The organism is Agrobacterium sp. MA01, from assembly GCF_009650195.1.
In the GTDB taxonomy this organism is placed as follows: Bacteria; Pseudomonadota; Alphaproteobacteria; order Rhizobiales; family Rhizobiaceae; genus Allorhizobium.
The window spans coordinates 225,920-243,508 of sequence record NZ_CP045854.1; the positions used below are offsets into that span (position 1 = coordinate 225,920).

Annotated in this window: 6 protein-coding genes; 5 read left to right on the forward strand and 1 reads right to left on the reverse strand. The window is 58.7% G+C overall.

Features of this window, described 5'->3' with window-relative positions:
* Positions 1 to 103: 103 nt before the first annotated feature.
* The 5 genes from GH983_RS01060 (at position 104) to GH983_RS01080 (ending at position 16,468) form a co-directional block, all read left to right on the forward strand.
* Complete coding sequence (locus tag GH983_RS01060; protein ID WP_153761388.1) at positions 104 to 10,450, forward strand: DUF5801 repeats-in-toxin domain-containing protein; 10,347 nt, start codon at positions 104 to 106, stop codon at positions 10,448 to 10,450.
* Positions 10,451 to 10,991: 541 nt separating this feature from the next.
* Positions 10,992 to 12,344 carry a TolC family outer membrane protein gene (locus GH983_RS01065; RefSeq protein WP_153761389.1) on the forward strand — a complete coding sequence of 451 codons (1,353 nt, stop codon included), beginning with the start codon at positions 10,992 to 10,994 and terminating at the stop codon, positions 12,342 to 12,344.
* A 21-nt stretch (positions 12,345 to 12,365) separates the two neighbouring features.
* Positions 12,366 to 14,519, forward strand: a complete 2,154-nt coding sequence (locus tag GH983_RS01070) for a type I secretion system permease/ATPase (protein WP_153761390.1) — start codon at positions 12,366 to 12,368, stop codon at positions 14,517 to 14,519.
* Positions 14,516 to 15,808, forward strand: coding sequence for an HlyD family type I secretion periplasmic adaptor subunit (locus tag GH983_RS01075; RefSeq protein WP_054150915.1), 1,293 nt, complete (start codon positions 14,516 to 14,518; stop codon positions 15,806 to 15,808). The genes GH983_RS01070 and GH983_RS01075 overlap by 4 nt, the downstream gene beginning before the upstream one ends.
* A gap of 3 nt (positions 15,809 to 15,811) precedes the next feature.
* Entirely contained in the window at positions 15,812 to 16,468 is a 657-nt protein-coding gene (locus GH983_RS01080; RefSeq protein ID WP_246727472.1) for a ribbon-helix-helix domain-containing protein, read from the forward strand.
* A gap of 33 nt (positions 16,469 to 16,501) precedes the next feature.
* Here GH983_RS01080 and GH983_RS01085 read toward each other — a convergent pair whose 3' ends face one another.
* On the reverse strand, positions 16,502 to 17,464 hold the full coding sequence (locus GH983_RS01085) for a transglutaminase-like cysteine peptidase (RefSeq protein ID WP_153761391.1): 963 nt from the start codon (positions 17,462 to 17,464) through the stop codon (positions 16,502 to 16,504).
* Positions 17,465 to 17,589: the final 125 nt, after the last annotated feature.

Consider the following 17,589-nt stretch of genomic DNA (forward strand, 5'->3'; position numbering starts at 1 on the left):
TCGCTGCAAGCATAACCCGTTATGTATTCAGGGTTAAGAAACCGTTGCACTTGCCCCGGCATCGGGATTTAACTGCGATCAACTTGTTAAGGGGTGAGTTACCATGTCCATCGAAGATCCGCGCCTGTCCAGCATCGACAATACTTCCGCAGCCGACGAGTTCGACTCTGCGGTCGAGCAGCATCTGGGTTTCGCAAGCGAGACCGTGGAAGGGATCGAGGTCGCCCAGGCGGAAACGCCCGACGCCGGTCGCACCGACCGCCTGCCGGCCCAGCAGCCGGTTGACGTCGCCGCAGCCGTGATCCCGAGCGAAGTAACGCCCGACAACGAGAATGTCGTGACGCTGCCGGCTGGCATCGAACTCGACAACCTCGAATTCCAGGTCGACGGTGAAAACCTCGTCCTCGTCCTGGCGGACGGCACCGAGATCACCGTGATTGGTGGCGCTGCAAACATCCCGACCTTTGTGGTCGGCGATGTCGAGCTGCCGCAGGTCGCGCTCTTTGCCGCCCTTGAAGAGAGCAACATCAACGTTGCGGCCGGGCCGGATGGGACCTTCTCGGCCCAGTCGACGCCCGCTGCGAGCCGCAACTTCAATGACGATCCGATTGACGCCGGCCCGGAAGATCTGGCTCTGGCAGATCTGCTGGGCGATACCAGCTTCGGCGACGAACTTCGCACGGCTGCCGTGTTCGGTGGTAATGGCCGGCCCTCCATCCCGACCCCACTGACGACCTCGTTCATCTATGACGAGGCTGTCATTGCCGGCGGCGATGGCGTGAAGATCATCAGCGGCCGTCTGCCCTTCAATCCGGGCCCGGATTCCGGCACGATCACGGCCATCGGTTTCGTCGGCGCGTCCGATGTCAATGAAGGCGATGGCCTCAAGGTTCTCGGCGGCTTCACTTCGGGCGGTCTCCCGATCACGGTCACGAGCTTCCCGGCGCCGACCGACGCTGCGGACCTCGACTTCCTCGCGCTCGAAGGCCGCGATTCCGCCGGCAACGTCGTCTTCACCATCACGATCACCAACCGTGTCGAGGGTGACTTCACCTTCGAACTTTTTGGCAAGCTCGAGCATCCTGACGCGGGCAGTAACGGCTCCCAGGATGATCTTGACGATCTCCTGCGCCTCGGCTTTACCTACACCGTCACCGACCAGGACGGCGACAGCGTCACTGGAACCTTCAATATAGACGTGCAAGACGATGCGCCGACGATTGGCGCCCCGGTCGGCGGTTCTGTCAACGAAGACGATCTCACAAGCAAGGTTGTCGAGTCAAAGCTCGTAAAGCGTGTTTCGGACTCGGAGTCCGACTCGGATATGCCGCTTTCGAGCACTTCGAAGGCTGAAGGTTCGCTCGGCATTCGCTGGGGTGCGGACAATGATCTCAAAAGCGAAACTCTGGGTGAAGGCGGTGAGCCGAACGGTGATGACCCGGTTGGCCGTACAGTCAGCTTTACGGGCCTCGACACCTCTTCGACATCGGAAGAGATCCAGGCGGCGATTCCTGGTCTCGCGGGCCTGAGCTCCGACGGTTCCCGGCTGGCCTATCGCATCGAATACACCACTGGCGCAGACGGCAAGTGGAATGGCGGCTATCAGCTGGTCGCATACAAGCCTTTCTTCGACGGCCCGCTCAAGGCCCTGTACATCGAAGGTGAAGGGGACAAGTTCCTCGAATTCCCATATCCGGGCGAAGGTGAAACGATTTTCATCATCACGCTGAACCCGACGACAGCCAATGGCTCCTACACCTTTGAGCTGGTTGGCAATCTCGATCACTACGAGCCCGTAGTCCGCGTTGATGAACCGACTGACGGCGACACGGTCATCGAGGTGCCTCCGGTTGATGGTCCTGAACTGCAGGTCGCGATCTTCGATGGCGATGAGGGGCCGAAACTGAACCCGGTCGACTTCCTCGACTTTGAGATCCCCTTCACGGCAACCGATTCCGATGGCGACAGCGCCGATGGCAAGTTTACGGTTCGCGTCGAGGACGATGAGCCGGTGATCATCGGTCGGCCGATCGCTCATACGGTGGATGAAGACGATATCTCGACCATTGGTCGGGATATTCCGGGCGAGTCGCTTGGCACGAGCCCGAACGACGGCAACCGTGATGGATCCTTCACGGGCGATCGTGGATCGAACAATCCTGGCCCGGCCACAGTGTCCGGCTCCTTAGCCGGCATGGTTGATTTCGGCGCGGACAACCGGTTCACGACCTATTCGATTATTGATGAGGACGCGGCCCGTGCAGTGCTGACACGGCTCGGCCTGACCTCGAAGGGTGGCGAACTGTCCTTCGATCTCATCGGTGATACGCTGTACGCCTTCGTCAACGCTGGTGAGCCGGGTGTCGTCTACAATGCGGGGCCGGATCGCCTGGTCTTCACGCTTACCGTGGAAGCCAACGGCGAATATGCATTCAAGCTCTTCGACCAGCTCGACCACGACCTCGGCAAGGGGCAGAACACCGATCTCCAGGATGATGTCGAAGGCGACGTCCGGGACATCGACTTCGGTCAGATCATCAAGGCATCCGACTTCGACGGCGATAGCGTGCCGCTGACGGGCTACTTCTCCGTTACGATCCGCGACGACGTTCCGGAACTCGTCCGTGGCGCGTCCGAACACCGCACGGTGGATGAAGACGACATTTCCACATTGGGTAACCGTTTCCCCGGTGAATCGCTTGGAACGAGCCCGAACGATGGTAATGCTGACGGCTCCTTTACCGGCAGCCAGGGCAACAACCAGCCCGGCCCTGCGTTCCTCTCGGGTTCGCTGGCAAGTCTCGTTAAGTCTGGCGCCGACGAATCGCTGACCTTCTCCTTCATCAACGGTGATGTCGCGCGCGGCATGCTGGAGAGCCTCGGCCTTTCTTCCAAGGGCGCCGAACTCAGCTATGAAATTCGCAACGGCGTTCTCTACGCCTTCGATAACGCGGGCCCGGAACTTGGCAAAAGCTACGACCCGCAGTTTGGCGATCGCCTCGTTTTCGAACTGAAGCTGAATGGCAACGGATCCTACGAATTCCGTCTCTACGATCAGCTCGACCACGACGCCCCAGGCGATGATTTCCGGGAGCGCCCGACCAATTCGGATGAGAACTTCGACCTGCAGGATGGCCTGTGGTTTAAGGATGTCACCGCGATCAACTTCGGTGCCCTCATCAAGGCCACGGACTATGATGGTGACAGCGTCTCGCTGAACAATGCCTTCTCGATCAAGATCCGCGACGACGTTCCGGAACTGAGCGGCCGTGAAGAAAACCGCCTCGTCGATGAAGACGACATCAGGACGAGCCGCTCGGTCGGCACGAGCCCGAACGACGGCAACGGCGACGGTTCATACACAGGCAGCCCGAACAACAACCAGCCGGGTCCGGCCTTCATTTCCGGCTCGCTCGCCAACCTGATCAAGGGCGGCGCGGACGATACCGTGAAGTTCTCCTTCATCCGCGAACAGACGGCGGTCTCAGAGCTTCAGTTCCTCGGCCTGTCGTCGAAGGGCGTCAAGCTCAGCTACGACATCCAAGGCAAGACACTTTACGCCTATGACAACGACGCGGGTGACGCCGGTTACGGCCAGGGGGACCGCCTCGTCTTCAAGTTGACGGTCAACGAAGACGGCTCCTACACCTTCGAGCTTCACGACCAGCTCGACCACGACCTGGGCAAGGGGCAGAACACCGATCTGCAGGACGGTTTCCGTTACAAGGATGTCGAGGCGATTGACTTTGGTTCGATCATCAAGGCAACCGACTTTGACGGCGACAGCGTCATTCTGAAAGATGCCTTCTCGATCACCATCAAGGACGACGTTCCGGAACTGAGCGGTGCCAAGGAAGAGCGCCTCGTCGACGAAGACGACATCAAGACCAGCCGCTCGGTCGGCACCAGCCCGAACGACGGCAACAGCGACGGCTCCTTCACCGGCAGCCCGAACAACAACCAGCCGGGTCCGGCCTTCATCTCCGGTTCGCTCGCCAACCTGATCAAGGGCGGCGCGGACGATACGGTCAATTTCTCCTTCATCAGCGAGCAGACGGCGGTCTCAGAGCTGCGGTATCTCGGTCTGTCGTCCAAGGGAGCAGAGCTCAGCTACGACATCCAGGGCAGGACGCTTTACGCCTATGACAACGACGCCGGCAATTCCGGTTATGGCGAAGGTGATCGTCTTGTCTTCAAGCTCACGGTCAATGAAGACGGTTCCTACACCTTCGAACTTCATGACCAGCTCGACCATGATCTCGGTAAAGGTCAGAACACCGATCTGCAGGACGGTTTCCGTTACAAGGACGTCGAGGCGATCGATTTCGGTTCGATCATCAAGGCGACCGACCATGATGGCGACAGCGTCATCCTCAAGGATGCCTTCACGATCACCATCAAGGATGACGTGCCGACGGCAGTTGCCCGCAACACTAACGAGACACTTGTGGTCGATGAAAGTGACAAGCGGCAGAACGAAGATGTGGACGGCCCTCTTAACGTCTTCAGGTTTGTCGGCACGAAGGGCGAAGATCCGAACATGTCGGCTCAGTTCGCTCAGCAGTCGAATTTCGTCGCGGCTGACATCAACGGCGGCGCCGATGATGATGTGAAAATTGAGTGGGATCTGAAGATCAACGGTGGAGACCGCACCCCCTCTGGCCTCTTCACCACGGATGGTCGCTCGATCGTATTGTTCCTGGAAAATGGTCTGATCGTCGGCCGCTATGACGGCCCGGACGGTAATTCCACCGTGAATTCGTCCGACCCGGCAGCCTTTGCCCTGCATCTTTCGGACAACGGCACCCTTTCCCTGGTCCAGTATGTCTCGATCAGGCACGATGATCCGTCCGACCACGACGAGAACGACGACGCGAATGACCGCAATCCGTCGACTGCGCTGCAGACCCTCGCCGGTAAGGTCAACGCCGTCCTGACGGTCACTGACTTCGATGGCGACAAGGCCGTCAGCGAAGTGGCTGTAGGAAGCCGCATCCAGTTCGAAGACGATGGTCCTGTCGCTCGCTACTCCGGCCGAGTGACGTTGACGGAAGACGCGAATGTCAACACGGGTGCCTTCATCCAGAGCTCGGCGAATGGCCAGTTCTTGTTCGACGCTGGTGCCGATGGCGCTAAGGTGACCTCGATCGCCTATGGCTTCGGTGGTACTGTCATCAACGATCCGGATGAGGGTAGCTTCACCACGATCCCGCTGACCTCTGGCGGGCTGCCGATCACGGTTGCGAATGTTGCTGGCGATCCGCTGAAGATCGAAGGCAAGCTTGCCGACGGCACTGTCATCTTCCGCGTCGAAGTGACCAACCCGGTTACGGGCGCCTACACTGTGACGCAGCTCGGCCCGATCGATCATCCGGAAGCGAATGTCACGGGTGCCGCTGATCCGCTGCGCATGAAGGTGAACTTCACCGTCACGGACGGCGATGGTGATACGTCGTCGAGCAGCATCCAGATCGACATCCTCGACGATGCGCCTGTCGCTCGCTACTCCGGCCGGGTGACGTTGACGGAAGACGCGAATGTCAACACGGGTGCCTTCATCCAGAGCTCGGCGAATGGCCAGTTCTTGTTCGACGCTGGTGCCGATGGCGCTAAGGTGACCTCGATCGCCTATGGCTTCGGTGGTACTGTCATCAACGATCCGGATGAGGGTAGCTTCACCACGATCCCGCTGACCTCTGGCGGGCTGCCGATCACGGTTGCGAATGTTGCTGGCGATCCGCTGAAGATCGAAGGCAAGCTTGCCGACGGCACTGTCATCTTCCGCGTCGAAGTGACCAACCCGGTTACGGGCGCCTACACTGTGACGCAGCTCGGCCCGATCGATCATCCGGAAGCGAATGTCACGGGTGCCGCTGATCCGCTGCGCATGAAGGTGAACTTCACCGTCACGGACGGCGATGGTGATACGTCGTCGAGCAGCATCCAGATCGACATCCTCGACGATGCGCCTGTCGCTCGCTACTCCGGCCGGGTGACGTTGACGGAAGACGCGAATGTCAACACGGGTGCCTTCGTCCAGAGCTCGGCGAATGGCCAGTTCTTGTTCGACGCTGGTGCCGATGGCGCTAAGGTGACCTCGATCGCCTATGGCTTCGGTGGTACTGTCATCAACGATCCGGATGAGGGTAGCTTCACCACGATCCCGCTGACCTCTGGCGGGCTGCCGATCACGGTTGCGAATGTTGCTGGCGATCCGCTGAAGATCGAAGGCAAGCTTGCCGACGGCACTGTCATCTTCCGCGTCGAAGTGACCAACCCGGTTACGGGCGCCTACACTGTGACGCAGCTCGGCCCGATCGATCATCCGGAAGCGAATGTCACGGGTGCCGCTGATCCGCTGCGCATGAAGGTGAACTTCACCGTCACGGACGGCGATGGTGATACGTCGTCGAGCAGCATCCAGATCGACATCCTCGATGACATGCCGACCTTGGTCAGCACGCCGACGACCGGTCTGTCCCTTAATGAAGACGACCTCGCCCTCGGAAATGACGAAACCACGCCGAAAGAACTGCTCTCTGCAACCGGAAATCTGAACATCTCGCTTGGGGCCGATGGCGGAAGCATTGCTCTGTCGGCACCTGCTGCGGAATGGAGCGCGACGAACAAGACTCTCACGGCAGGCGACGGCTCTTGGAAGGTCACGCTCAACAGTGACGGCACTTACAAGTTCGACCTTCTCGACAATACCCTGGCCCATGGCTTCGCCGACAACGGTGAGAACACATTCAGTGTCGAGGTAACCTACACGGCGACCGACGGTGATCAGGATGTGCTGACGGGTTCGTTCAAGATCGAGATCGTTGATGATGTTCCGGTGGCGGTTGGCGAAAGTGCCACGGTTCGGGAATCTGCTCCGGGTGTAGGTGGTAATCTTATCCTCGCGTTTGACGTATCAGGCAGCATGAATGCAGACGCCATTACCGACGGGGTATACGAATCTCGCTTGGATGTCGCAAAGAAGGCTGCGCTTAATCTGCTCGAACGCTCCGATGCCACACACGTCTTGATCGTGACTTTCAACAACGGCGCTTCTTCGACCGATTGGCTGAGCAAAGAAGACGCGGAAAAGTACATTGAGGACAACATTCCGCAGGAGACGGGCGGCACCAACTATGATCGCGCCATCGCAGCGATTACTGAAAATGCTCGTCCCGGCTCGACAGTCTATTTCTTCTCCGACGGAAATGTTAGCGGCTCAAGCGCACTGAACAATGACGAAAAGGCGGATTGGGAGGCGTTCGTTACGACGAATGGCATGACGTCCTACGCGGTCGGCGTTGGCTCGAACCTGAATGATAACGACGATGATCTCGGTGATGTTGCCCATCCCGGCGAAGCAATCCTGATCACCAAGGCAGACGACGCTGCATTGTTGGCGACAATGACGCCGGCACCAGCTGTCCCGACTTCCGCCTCCGGCAACGTCCTCACCAACGACAGCTTCGGCGCAGACGGCGGACGTATCCAGTCTATCCTCGTGGATGATGTCACGCACACCTGGGATGGCAGCGAGGCAAGCGAGGTTCTGAACGTAACCACCGGTCTGGGCGGATCGTTGATGTTCAACTTCAGGACCGGCGCTTGGGAGTACAATGCCCCGGCACAGCTCGTGTCGAACACGCCGGAAACGTTCACCTACACATTGGTGGATGGCGACGGCGATACGATCACGACAAATCTCGTGGTGAATGTCCAGGCCGTCAACGACGCACCGGAAAACGCGGTACCGTCCACGTTGACTGCTGCTGAGGACATCGAGCTTTCGATCACCAATGTGAGCGTGAGCGACGCCGATGCCGGCAATGGTGACCTGACGGTCAAGCTCGAGGTGAAGAAGGGCACGCTGACGCTCGCCACTGAAGATGACCTCGTCGTATCCGACAATGGATCCGGCACGGTCACGCTGAAGGGCTCTCTCACAGCAATCAATGCAGCTCTGCTCGGCATGAAGTACAAGGGCGACCTGAACTTCAACGGCAGCGACGAGCTCAAGATCACCACGACCGACAACGGCAACACCGGCATCGGTGGCGCCAAGACGGATGTGGATACAGTCGCCATCACAGTGACTCCGGTGAATGATGCGCCAACTGCCACGGATGATGTTCTGTCTGCAGTTTCGGAAGACAGCACTGTCCGCACTATCAGCTTTGCATCGCTGCTAGGCAATGACAGCAGGGGGCCGTCGAACGAGTCGACACAGTCGCTGACAATCACGGAATTGTCGAATGTCGTCGGGGGTACAGCTGAGATAAGAGGTACCAACATTCTGTTCACGCCTGCCGCCAATTTCGCCGGTGTCGCCTCGTTCGACTACACGGTGCGAGATAATGGTCAGACGAATGGTTCAAACGACTTCAAGACAAGCGTTGGCTCTGTATCGTTCACGGTGACCCCGGTGAACGATGCCCCGGTGAACACAGTGCCGTCGTCTCTGACAGCGGTTGAGGATACCGAACTGGCTATCACCGGCGTCCAGATCGCAGACGTCGACGCCGGCGGTGGTAGCCTGACCGTCAAGCTTGAAGTCAAAGAGGGGGATCTGAAGGTCGGCGCGCTGTCGGGTTCGACGATTACTCTGACCGGTACGGTAGCCGAGATTAACGCAGCACTGACCGGCTTGAAGTACAAGGGCGACCTGAACTTCAATGGTTCTGATCAGTTGAAGATCACCACAACGGACAATGGCAATACCGGAGCCGGTGGTAACAAGTCCGACACGGACACCGTAAACATTACGGTCACTGCGGTGAACGATGCCCCGACGGCTGTTGATGATGTCTTGTCGTCGATTGCCGAAGATAGCGGTGTTCGCAGAATTAGCTTCGAATCACTTCTGCGCAATGATAATGCCGGTCCGTCGAATGAATCGTCACAGTCTTTGACAATCACCGGTGTGTCGAATGTTGTAGGTGGTACGGCTGTGATCAGCGGTACGAACATCCTGTTCACGCCTGCGGGTAACTTCACTGGCGTCGCCTCGTTCGACTATACAGTTCGAGACAATGGTCAGACGAATGGAAGTAACCAGTACAAGTCAGATGTCGGAACCGTGTCCTTCACGGTTCTGGCGGACACAGCAACGCAATACGACATTCAGGCCTCCGCGGGTCCGAATTTCAACTCTGCGTATGATCTGACATCTTTGAATTACGTTAAATCAAATGACCCCCATGTGACGGATGCCCAAAATAATCCGTCTGTGACCATCTCTGCGAAGGGATCCGACAGAAAAACCGATTTCTACAAGCTCGTAATCGAGGCCGATGGTACCTTTGTTCGACTTGATATCGATAACGCTGAATTTGACTCGGTTCTCGCTGTTTTCAACCAGGACAAAACCCTGGTGGCTTGGAATGATGATCTTTCATCCAGCAACAATGAGGCCTATATCGAGAGAACGCTCAATGCGGGGACCTATTATATTCAAGTCGGCAGATACAGCAGCTCTGCGGATAACAGAATGGGAGCGATCGGCAATAACAAGGAATACGAACTGCAAGTCAGCGTGAAGGAGCCTGGCGCCGACCCGATCATCCTCGACCTCGACAAGAACGGCTTCGCCTTCTCGTCGATCGACAATGGCGTCAGCTTCGACATCAATGCCGATGGCAAGACCGACCAGATCGCCTGGACCAGCGACGATGGCATCCTGGCCTTTGACGTAGATGGCAACGGCCTGATCGACAACGGCTCGGAAATCTTCACGCCGGACTTCAATGGGGGCAAGTTTGCCAGCGGCGTGGCGGCTCTTGCCTCGCTCGACAGCAATGGCGACGGCAAGATCGACTCAAGCGACGATGCCTTCTCCAAGCTGAAGATCTGGGTTGATGCCAACAACAACGGCATCAGCGACGAGGGCGAGCTGTCGAGCCTTTTCGACAACGGCGTCACGAGCATCTCGCTCACCACCGACAACACCGGCGGTCAGGAAGATGGTCAGACGGTCTTCTCGACGGGCACGTTCACCTTCGCGGACGGTTCGACCGGCGATTTCATGGAAGTCGGCTTCGATACGATCTTCGGGTCGGATGCGGATCCGCTGACGGTCATGGGAACGGATGGCGATGACATCCTGCATGGCGGCATGGGCCAGGTGGTGATGACCGGCGGTGCCGGCAACGACACCTTTGTCTTCGACGGAACGGCGCTTGACGAGCTCGATGTGGCCGATGTCATCACCGACTTCAACGGTGACGGCGATGTGCTCGATGTCACGGCCCTGCTCGACAGCCTGCTTGGTGAACAGGCGTCTGCTGAGACCGCAGCCTCGCATCTGCGGGCAACGGTTGACGACGGCAACACCACGGTCAGCGTCCAGACCGGTGCCGACACCTGGAAGGACGTCGTGGTCCTGCAGAACCACGACACCGCCATCAAGGTGCTGTTCGACGACAAGCATGCGGTCGTTACCCCGCACGACTAAGACAGATAGTGGTTTTACTAGGAGAAAGGGCGCCAGATCGGCGCCCTTTTTCTTTTCACGGCCGCGCTGAAGCGGACTTTACTTGGCGACGATTCGAAAAGGACTCTGGCTTTGCGCATGCGTTGCTGCCCGTCGACGGTCGCAGGTGCTTAAATGGGTGTTGCCTATTGGAGACAGTTCCATCGCATCTGCCGGATTTCACCTGAAAATACGGGGGCTTTGTTGCACGGTTAACGTCGAAGCCCAGCAAAATGATTCGAATGACTGCGCGCAATGGTTGACCTTGGCCATACAAGTTCGAAACTTCGAGTAATTCTTTTCTCAAGATCTGAAAAAACTCGATTTTCGTTCCAACAGATCAAAATTGGGTGCATCTTTTGGACATGCCGATTGGACTTCCCAGCGACCGGTGCCCCGGTATATAACGGCCTCCAAGCAAGAATTGGGTAGGGGCAGACCTTTGTTTACCAAAAAGACTTTATTCGCAGCCTTGTACACCTCGGCAGCCTTTGCAATCGCGTCTGTTGCCCCAGCGAGCGCCATGTCGCTGCAGGAGGCCATTCAAAAGGCGCTGACGACCAATCCGCAGATTTCGCAAGCGGTCCAGAACCGCGAGGCGGTCGAGTTCGAACTGCGCCAGGCGCGCGGTCTCTATCTCCCGTCGATCGATCTGGAGGCAAGCGTGGGAAAGCGCCGGCTCTCGAACGAGAGCACGGGAAACCTGAGCCGGGACTCCGAGGATTTTAATTCTTCCGAGGTCGGCCTCACGGTCACCCAGCGGCTTCTGGATGGCGGCGGCCGCCGGGCCCAGGTCGATCAGCAGGCCTCGCGCGTCGACGGTGCGTCCTTCCGTGTTCTGGAGCGTTCGGAGACGATCGCCCTGCAGGTCGTTCAGGACTATCTCGAATACATCCTGCAGGCCAAGATCGTTGGTGTGGCGCAGCAGAACGTCTCGTTCCACAACGGCATTCTATCTGATATCAACCAGGGTATCTCCGGCGGCGCACTGACCGAAGTCGACGCCGTTCAGGGGCGCGAGCGTCTCGCGGCCGCCCAGGCTCGCCTGCGCGAAGCTCAGGAGGAGCTGGAGCTCACCAAGATCCGTTTCCTGAAGACGGTCGGCGAGCCGATCACCAATGCAAAGGTGCCGGCCTCGGTTGCCAAGCTGCTTCCGCGCACGCTCGACGATGCCATCGCAACCGCAAAATCCAACAATCCGCGCATCTATTCGGCCCGCGCCGACATCGATGCCGCTGACGCGGCAGTGCGTGCTGCCCGCTCCAACTACGCCCCGACCGTCGATCTCGAAGGTCGTGCCAGCGTCGGCAATGACGTCGGCACCAGCCAGGGCAACACCAACGACGTTCAGGTGCGCCTGGTCGCCCGTTGGAACCTCTATCGCGGTGGTATCGACCAGGCCCGTGAGCAGGAACAGATCCGTCGCGCCAGCGAACAGCGTTACGCATCCGATCAGGTTCATCGCGAGATCGAAGAGTCCGTGCGTTCGGCTTGGAATGAGCGCCGCAGCCGCGGCGAGCTCTCCCAGATCCTGAACTCGCAGTCCTCGCAGAATGCCCAGCTCGTTTCGTCGTATGGCGAGCAGTTCAAGATCGGCCAGCGCTCGCTTCTGGACGTTCTCGACGCGCAGAACACCCGCTTCAACACCAGCATCGTCGCCGAAACGGCCCGCGTTGCAGCCCTGTTCGCGGAGTACAAGATCCTAGCGGCTTCGGGTTCTCTGTTGAAGACCATGAATGTAAAGGCGGTCGGTCAGACCGACGCTTACGCGCGCAACGAATTCTCCGTGAAGACGACCCCGAATGGGGCCTATGTCGAGCGGGATCCGCGGCAAAAGGCGGGAATTCCGATGGACCTCCTGGCGCCGCTCCAGTAAACGCCCATCCGATAGGATGACATGTTAAATTCGTTGATCGAACCGGCGGGCCCTCGTGCCCGCCTGAGCTTTCGTGCGTCATTCAAGGCTGTCGCCACATTTTACGGTCGGCCCAGCTCCGATACCGTACTTTTCTCAGGTCTGCCGGACGAAATCGTTGAATCTCTCGAACTCGACGATGTGGAACATGTCGCCGAGCGCATTGGCCTGCAGGTCATGCGGATTGGCGAACGTGCGATCCGCGAAAACGATTTTGATTGTCCAGCCATCGTCGTCCTCAAGGATGGCGGAACGCTACCCTTGCTCGAGGTCAGCGAAGACGGCGTCTACACGCTCGATATTCGCGAGGGAGCCGCTTCGGTGCGGTTGACGCACCAGGAGCTTATGGCGCTCGGCCCGGAATTCCTGTTCGCCTTCACGCTCTTCTATCGGAACGACAGTGAAAACGCGCATATCGGTAGCGCGGACGAGATCGAAAAGCGCCATTGGCTTGTGCGGGCATTGATGCCCTATTGGCGCACCTATCTGCGGGTCATCCTTGCGGCGCTGTTCATCAACCTGATCGCGCTTGCCTCGCCGCTCTTCACGATGAACGTCTACGACCGCGTGTTGCCCAACAAGGCAATCCCCACCTTGTGGGTGCTGGCGGCTGGCATCATGCTCGCCTATCTCTTCGACTATCTGCTGAAGGAAGCACGCGCGTCGCTGATCGACCACGCAGGCCGCAACGCCGACCTTCGTCTGTCGCAGATGATCTTCGACAAGGTGCTCAACACCACGCTTGCCTCGCGTCCGTTGTCGACGGGCGAATATGCCAATCGCGTCATGCAATACGAGTTTGTGCGTGAGTTCTTCACCTCGAACACGATCGGTCTGATGATCGATACGGCCTTCGTCTTCATCTTCCTGATCGTCATCTATCTGATCTCCGGCTGGCTTGCGATCATTCCGGCCGTTGCGCTGATACTCTCCATCGCGATCGGCCTTCGCGCCCAGGCTCAGATCGGCCACCGGATGGCGGCGGCCTCGAACGAGGCGTCGAAACGGCAGGCGCTTCTGGTGGAAACGATCTCCACCATCGAAACGCTGAAAAGCCTGCGCGCCGAAGCGACCATGCTGCGTCGCTGGCAGGAATTGATGAAGCATTCGAGCCGGACGAGCGAAGAGATCAAGCATATCTCGACCAATGCCATCAACCTGACGGCACTGATCCAGCAGATTGTCGGCGTGCTGATCGTGATTGCCGGCACTTACGAGTTCTCGGAAGGGCGCCTCGCCATGGGCGCAATCATCGCCACCGTGATGCTTGCCAGCCGTGCCGGCGCGCCGCTCGGCCAGATCGCCATGACGCTCGCGCGTTTCCGTCAGGCGACGCTGTCGCTCAGAATTCTCGATCAGGTGATGGAGCAGCCCGAGGATCGGCCGTCGACGGTCGGTTTCGTCAACCGCGAGATCAAGCATGGCGGTTTCAGTTTCCAAGACGTGAACTTTCAGTATCCGGGCTCGGACAATCCGGTCATCAGCAAGCTGTCCCTGACAGTCGCGCCGGGGGAAAAGGTCGGCATCATCGGCCGGATCGGTTCCGGCAAGACGACGCTTGGCCGTCTGCTCGATGGCCTCTTCGTCCCGACGGACGGGCGCGTGCTGATCGATGGCGTCGATATTCGCCAATATCACATGTCGGAAGTGCGTTCGGCTGTTGCTGTCGCGGGTCAATCTTCGGATCTCTTCTCCGGAACGGTCAAGGAGAACCTCCTGATCGGTCGCGCGGACGCCACCGACGAGGAACTACTCGAAGTGGCCCGCATGACGGGCGTTGAAGAGTTCGTCTCGCGCCATCCCCGTGGCTTCGACATGCCGGTCGGCGAGCGCGGTTCCAACCTGTCGAGCGGCCAGAAACAGGCCATGACGATTGCACGTCTCCTGCTAACCAAGCCGAAGATCGTTTTCCTCGATGAGCCATCGGGGGCGATGGATCTGGCAAGCGAGCGACATCTGATCAACCGGTTGTCGAGCGCCTTCGACAAGAACACCACGCTTCTGATTGCCACCCATCGCTTCACCATGCTCGATCTCGTCGACCGTCTGATCGTCCTCGACAAGGGCCGTGTGGTGGCCGACGGGCCGAAGCATCAGGTTATCGAAGCCATGCATAAGAAGGGCGTGAAGCCATGAGCCGTCCGGTTGCCGACACGCCTCCGTTCATGGCCCGCATGATCGTGTTCCTCGTGGCGTCCCTTATCGTGCTTTTTCTGGCATGGGCTGCAATCGCTGAGATCGACGAGATCGCGAGAGGGGAAGGGAAGGTCATTCCCGTCTCCAAGACACAGATCGTGCAGTCCTCCGAAGCAGGCGTGGTCGAAACCATCGCCGTTCAGGTCGGCCAGGTCGTGCGCAAGGGTGAACTGATCGTCCAGCTCAACAACACGACGACGGAATCGTCGCTCGGCGAGTCCGTTGCAAGGGCGCGGGCCCTTGGCGCCAAGATTGCGCGCCTGGCGCTGGAGGAGGCGGGCTCCTACGACGTCGCTTTCGTCTGCCCGGACGACGTTCTATCGGTCGCAAGCCAGGTTTGTGCAAATGAGGAGCGGCTCTTCGCTGCCAACAAGGCATCCTACATCAACAAGGCGGGCGTGCTTCGGGAGCGCGTGCGTCAGCGCGAGAATGAACTGAGCGAGGCGCAAGCCAATATCGTACGCCTCGAGCAGAACATCACCCAGGCGACGCGGCAATACGATCTGATGAGCCCGCTGGCGAAGAAGGGTCTTGTGGCACAGACCGAGCTGATTGCGCTTGAGCGCGAACTGACAGATCAGCGCGGCCAGATCACAGTCTATCAGGAGAGCCTCGAGCGGCTCCGCGGCGCAGTAGAAGAAGCGCGTCTTCAGGTTGAGGAACTGGCGCTTCAGCTTCGTCAGCAGGCCTTGACGGAAAAGGCACAGACCCTCGCTGAACTCTCGGTCATCGATGAAACGATCCGCGGCGCAACCGATCGTGTCAGTCGCACCGATATCCGCTCTCCGGTGGATGGCATCGTCAACACGCTCGAGGTCAATACGATCGGCGCCTATGTCGACCCCGGCACCGTGGTCGCCGGCATTGTCCCCACCGCAGATACGCTTCTAATCGAAGCCAAGATTTCGCCGCGTGACGTCGCATTCGTAACGCGCGGCCAGAAGGCGATCGTGAAAGTCACGGCTTACGACTTCTCGATCTTCGGCGGCCTGGAAGGCGTGGTGACCAATATCTCCGCCGACAGTATTGTCGATAAGGACAAGGGCGAGACCTTCTATCTGGTCCAGGTAAAAACGGACCAGTCCGAGCTGATGCGCGGTGGCAAGAGTTATCCCATCATTCCGGGCATGGTCGCCTCGGCGGAAATCATGACCGGTCGCAAGACCATCCTGAGCTATCTCATGAAGCCGATCAACAAGGCGCAATCCGTCGCCCTGACCGAGCGGTGAGCCATGGCCCTTCCCGATCGGCAAGCCGCCTACTCAGAACCGGCCGAGTTGAACCCGGCCGCGATGCGGCATGTCGAGGAAAATGACGCGGAACCGAAATTCCGCGCGATCATCGGCAAGGGTGGGGCGCGCCGGGGTATCAGGCTGGAAAGCGTATACTGGGACGGCCTTGCCTGGTTGCTGAACGGTTCGCGGCAATCTCTGGGCGATGTGGTGGAGCAGGCTGCCGGCCAGATGGGCGAGAATGGCAATCTGGCATCCATGCTGCGCGTGGTTGCATTTCGCTGGATGTGGCGTCGGCTGTCGCTGATGGAAAATGTTTATTCGGTTGAAAATCTGAATGCGCTGATCCAGGCCTGCCCGACGCCCGCCATCGTGCTTACACGTGACAAGAAGATCCAGTTTTTCAACGAACCCTTCATGACCATGCTGAAGCAGAAGCTTGTGCTGGGCAATATCGCCCAGCTGTCGGCGGGCTTCCGCTTTGTTCTCGACACGCAGGTCGATGAAGCGCTGCAGAGCCTTTCATCCAAGGGCAAGATGATCACGACGGGCTTCACCGCCACCTGCGCCGGAAAGCAGCTGACCGGCCAGATGAACCTTGCCATGGCCCCAAACCATCAGAAGCAGATGGTCATCGGCTACGTCGTCCGAGGCTGAGGTCGAACTCCACGGCTGGAGCGGAAGATCCGCTCAGAGTTCCCCGCCTTCGCCCGGTGCGATGCTGTCGAAGCTCTTCATGGCCATGGTCTTACCCTTTGTGCGGGTACCGTGCAGAAAGCCGCGGCCATTGGAAATGGAAAATAGCGGCTGGTAATCGGGCAGGCGGCTGTCCGCCAGAACCTGATCCCGCATGTTGTCCAGGATGTAGTGCGTTCCCTGGATCTCGACCGACAGAACGGCATGATAGAAGTGCCGTTTTTTGTCGTAGAGGATGACGACGGTCATGTCCTGCAGTGAAAAGCCTTGTGCTTCGAGGACCGCCATTTTCAAGAGGGCATAGTCTTCGCAGTCGCCGTAGCCGGAAGCGAGGGTCTGGGACGGGGAGGACCACTGATCCACCCGACCGTGACTGTCGATATCCTTGCGGTACTTGATGCGGCGGTTCACCTCGTGATTGACGAGGTTGAGCTTGTCGCGGAGCGAAGACATGCCGCCGCCGGCCGATGTCCGGTGGACCACAGCATCCATGTCGAAACAATTGGCGCCGCCGCACTGAAGCGCGGTACCCTTGGCGATCTCAGCAAAGGTCGGTGCCGCCTTCTTCAGTGCCCCGAGTTTCTTGAAGGGAATGGCCACAGAGTCGAAGACATCATCGGTTGGTGTCTTGCGCCGGTTGGGTGCTATTTCTTTTGGCGCTGTCGCGACGGTGCCGGTCGAGAGGTCCGTACGCAGCGGAGCGAACGCGACGACCTGTGTGGCGATCGACTGGGCAAAGAGTTCCGTGGTCTGGGACCAGCGCTGCTCGATCTTGCCGAAGATATTTGTGCCGAGCGAGCCTGCAAGTGGGCTCATTCCAAGCACGAGCGTCTGGGCGACGTTTGAGTAAGAAGTCATCGTATGTGGCAGCATGGGAGCCGCCATCGAACCCGATGAAACTAGGGTAGCCGCTACGAGGGCCGAGACTGCGACAATTTTCTTGTTGTTCTTGAGCATCGCTATTCTCCAATTGTTGCTTGAAGAATAGCCGCAATGCTTGAATTATCGGTTCGTATAGATGGCTTCTATACTTTGAATGTGCATCGCTATATTAAAGTAAAATCTGGTGGATAATTGAGAGA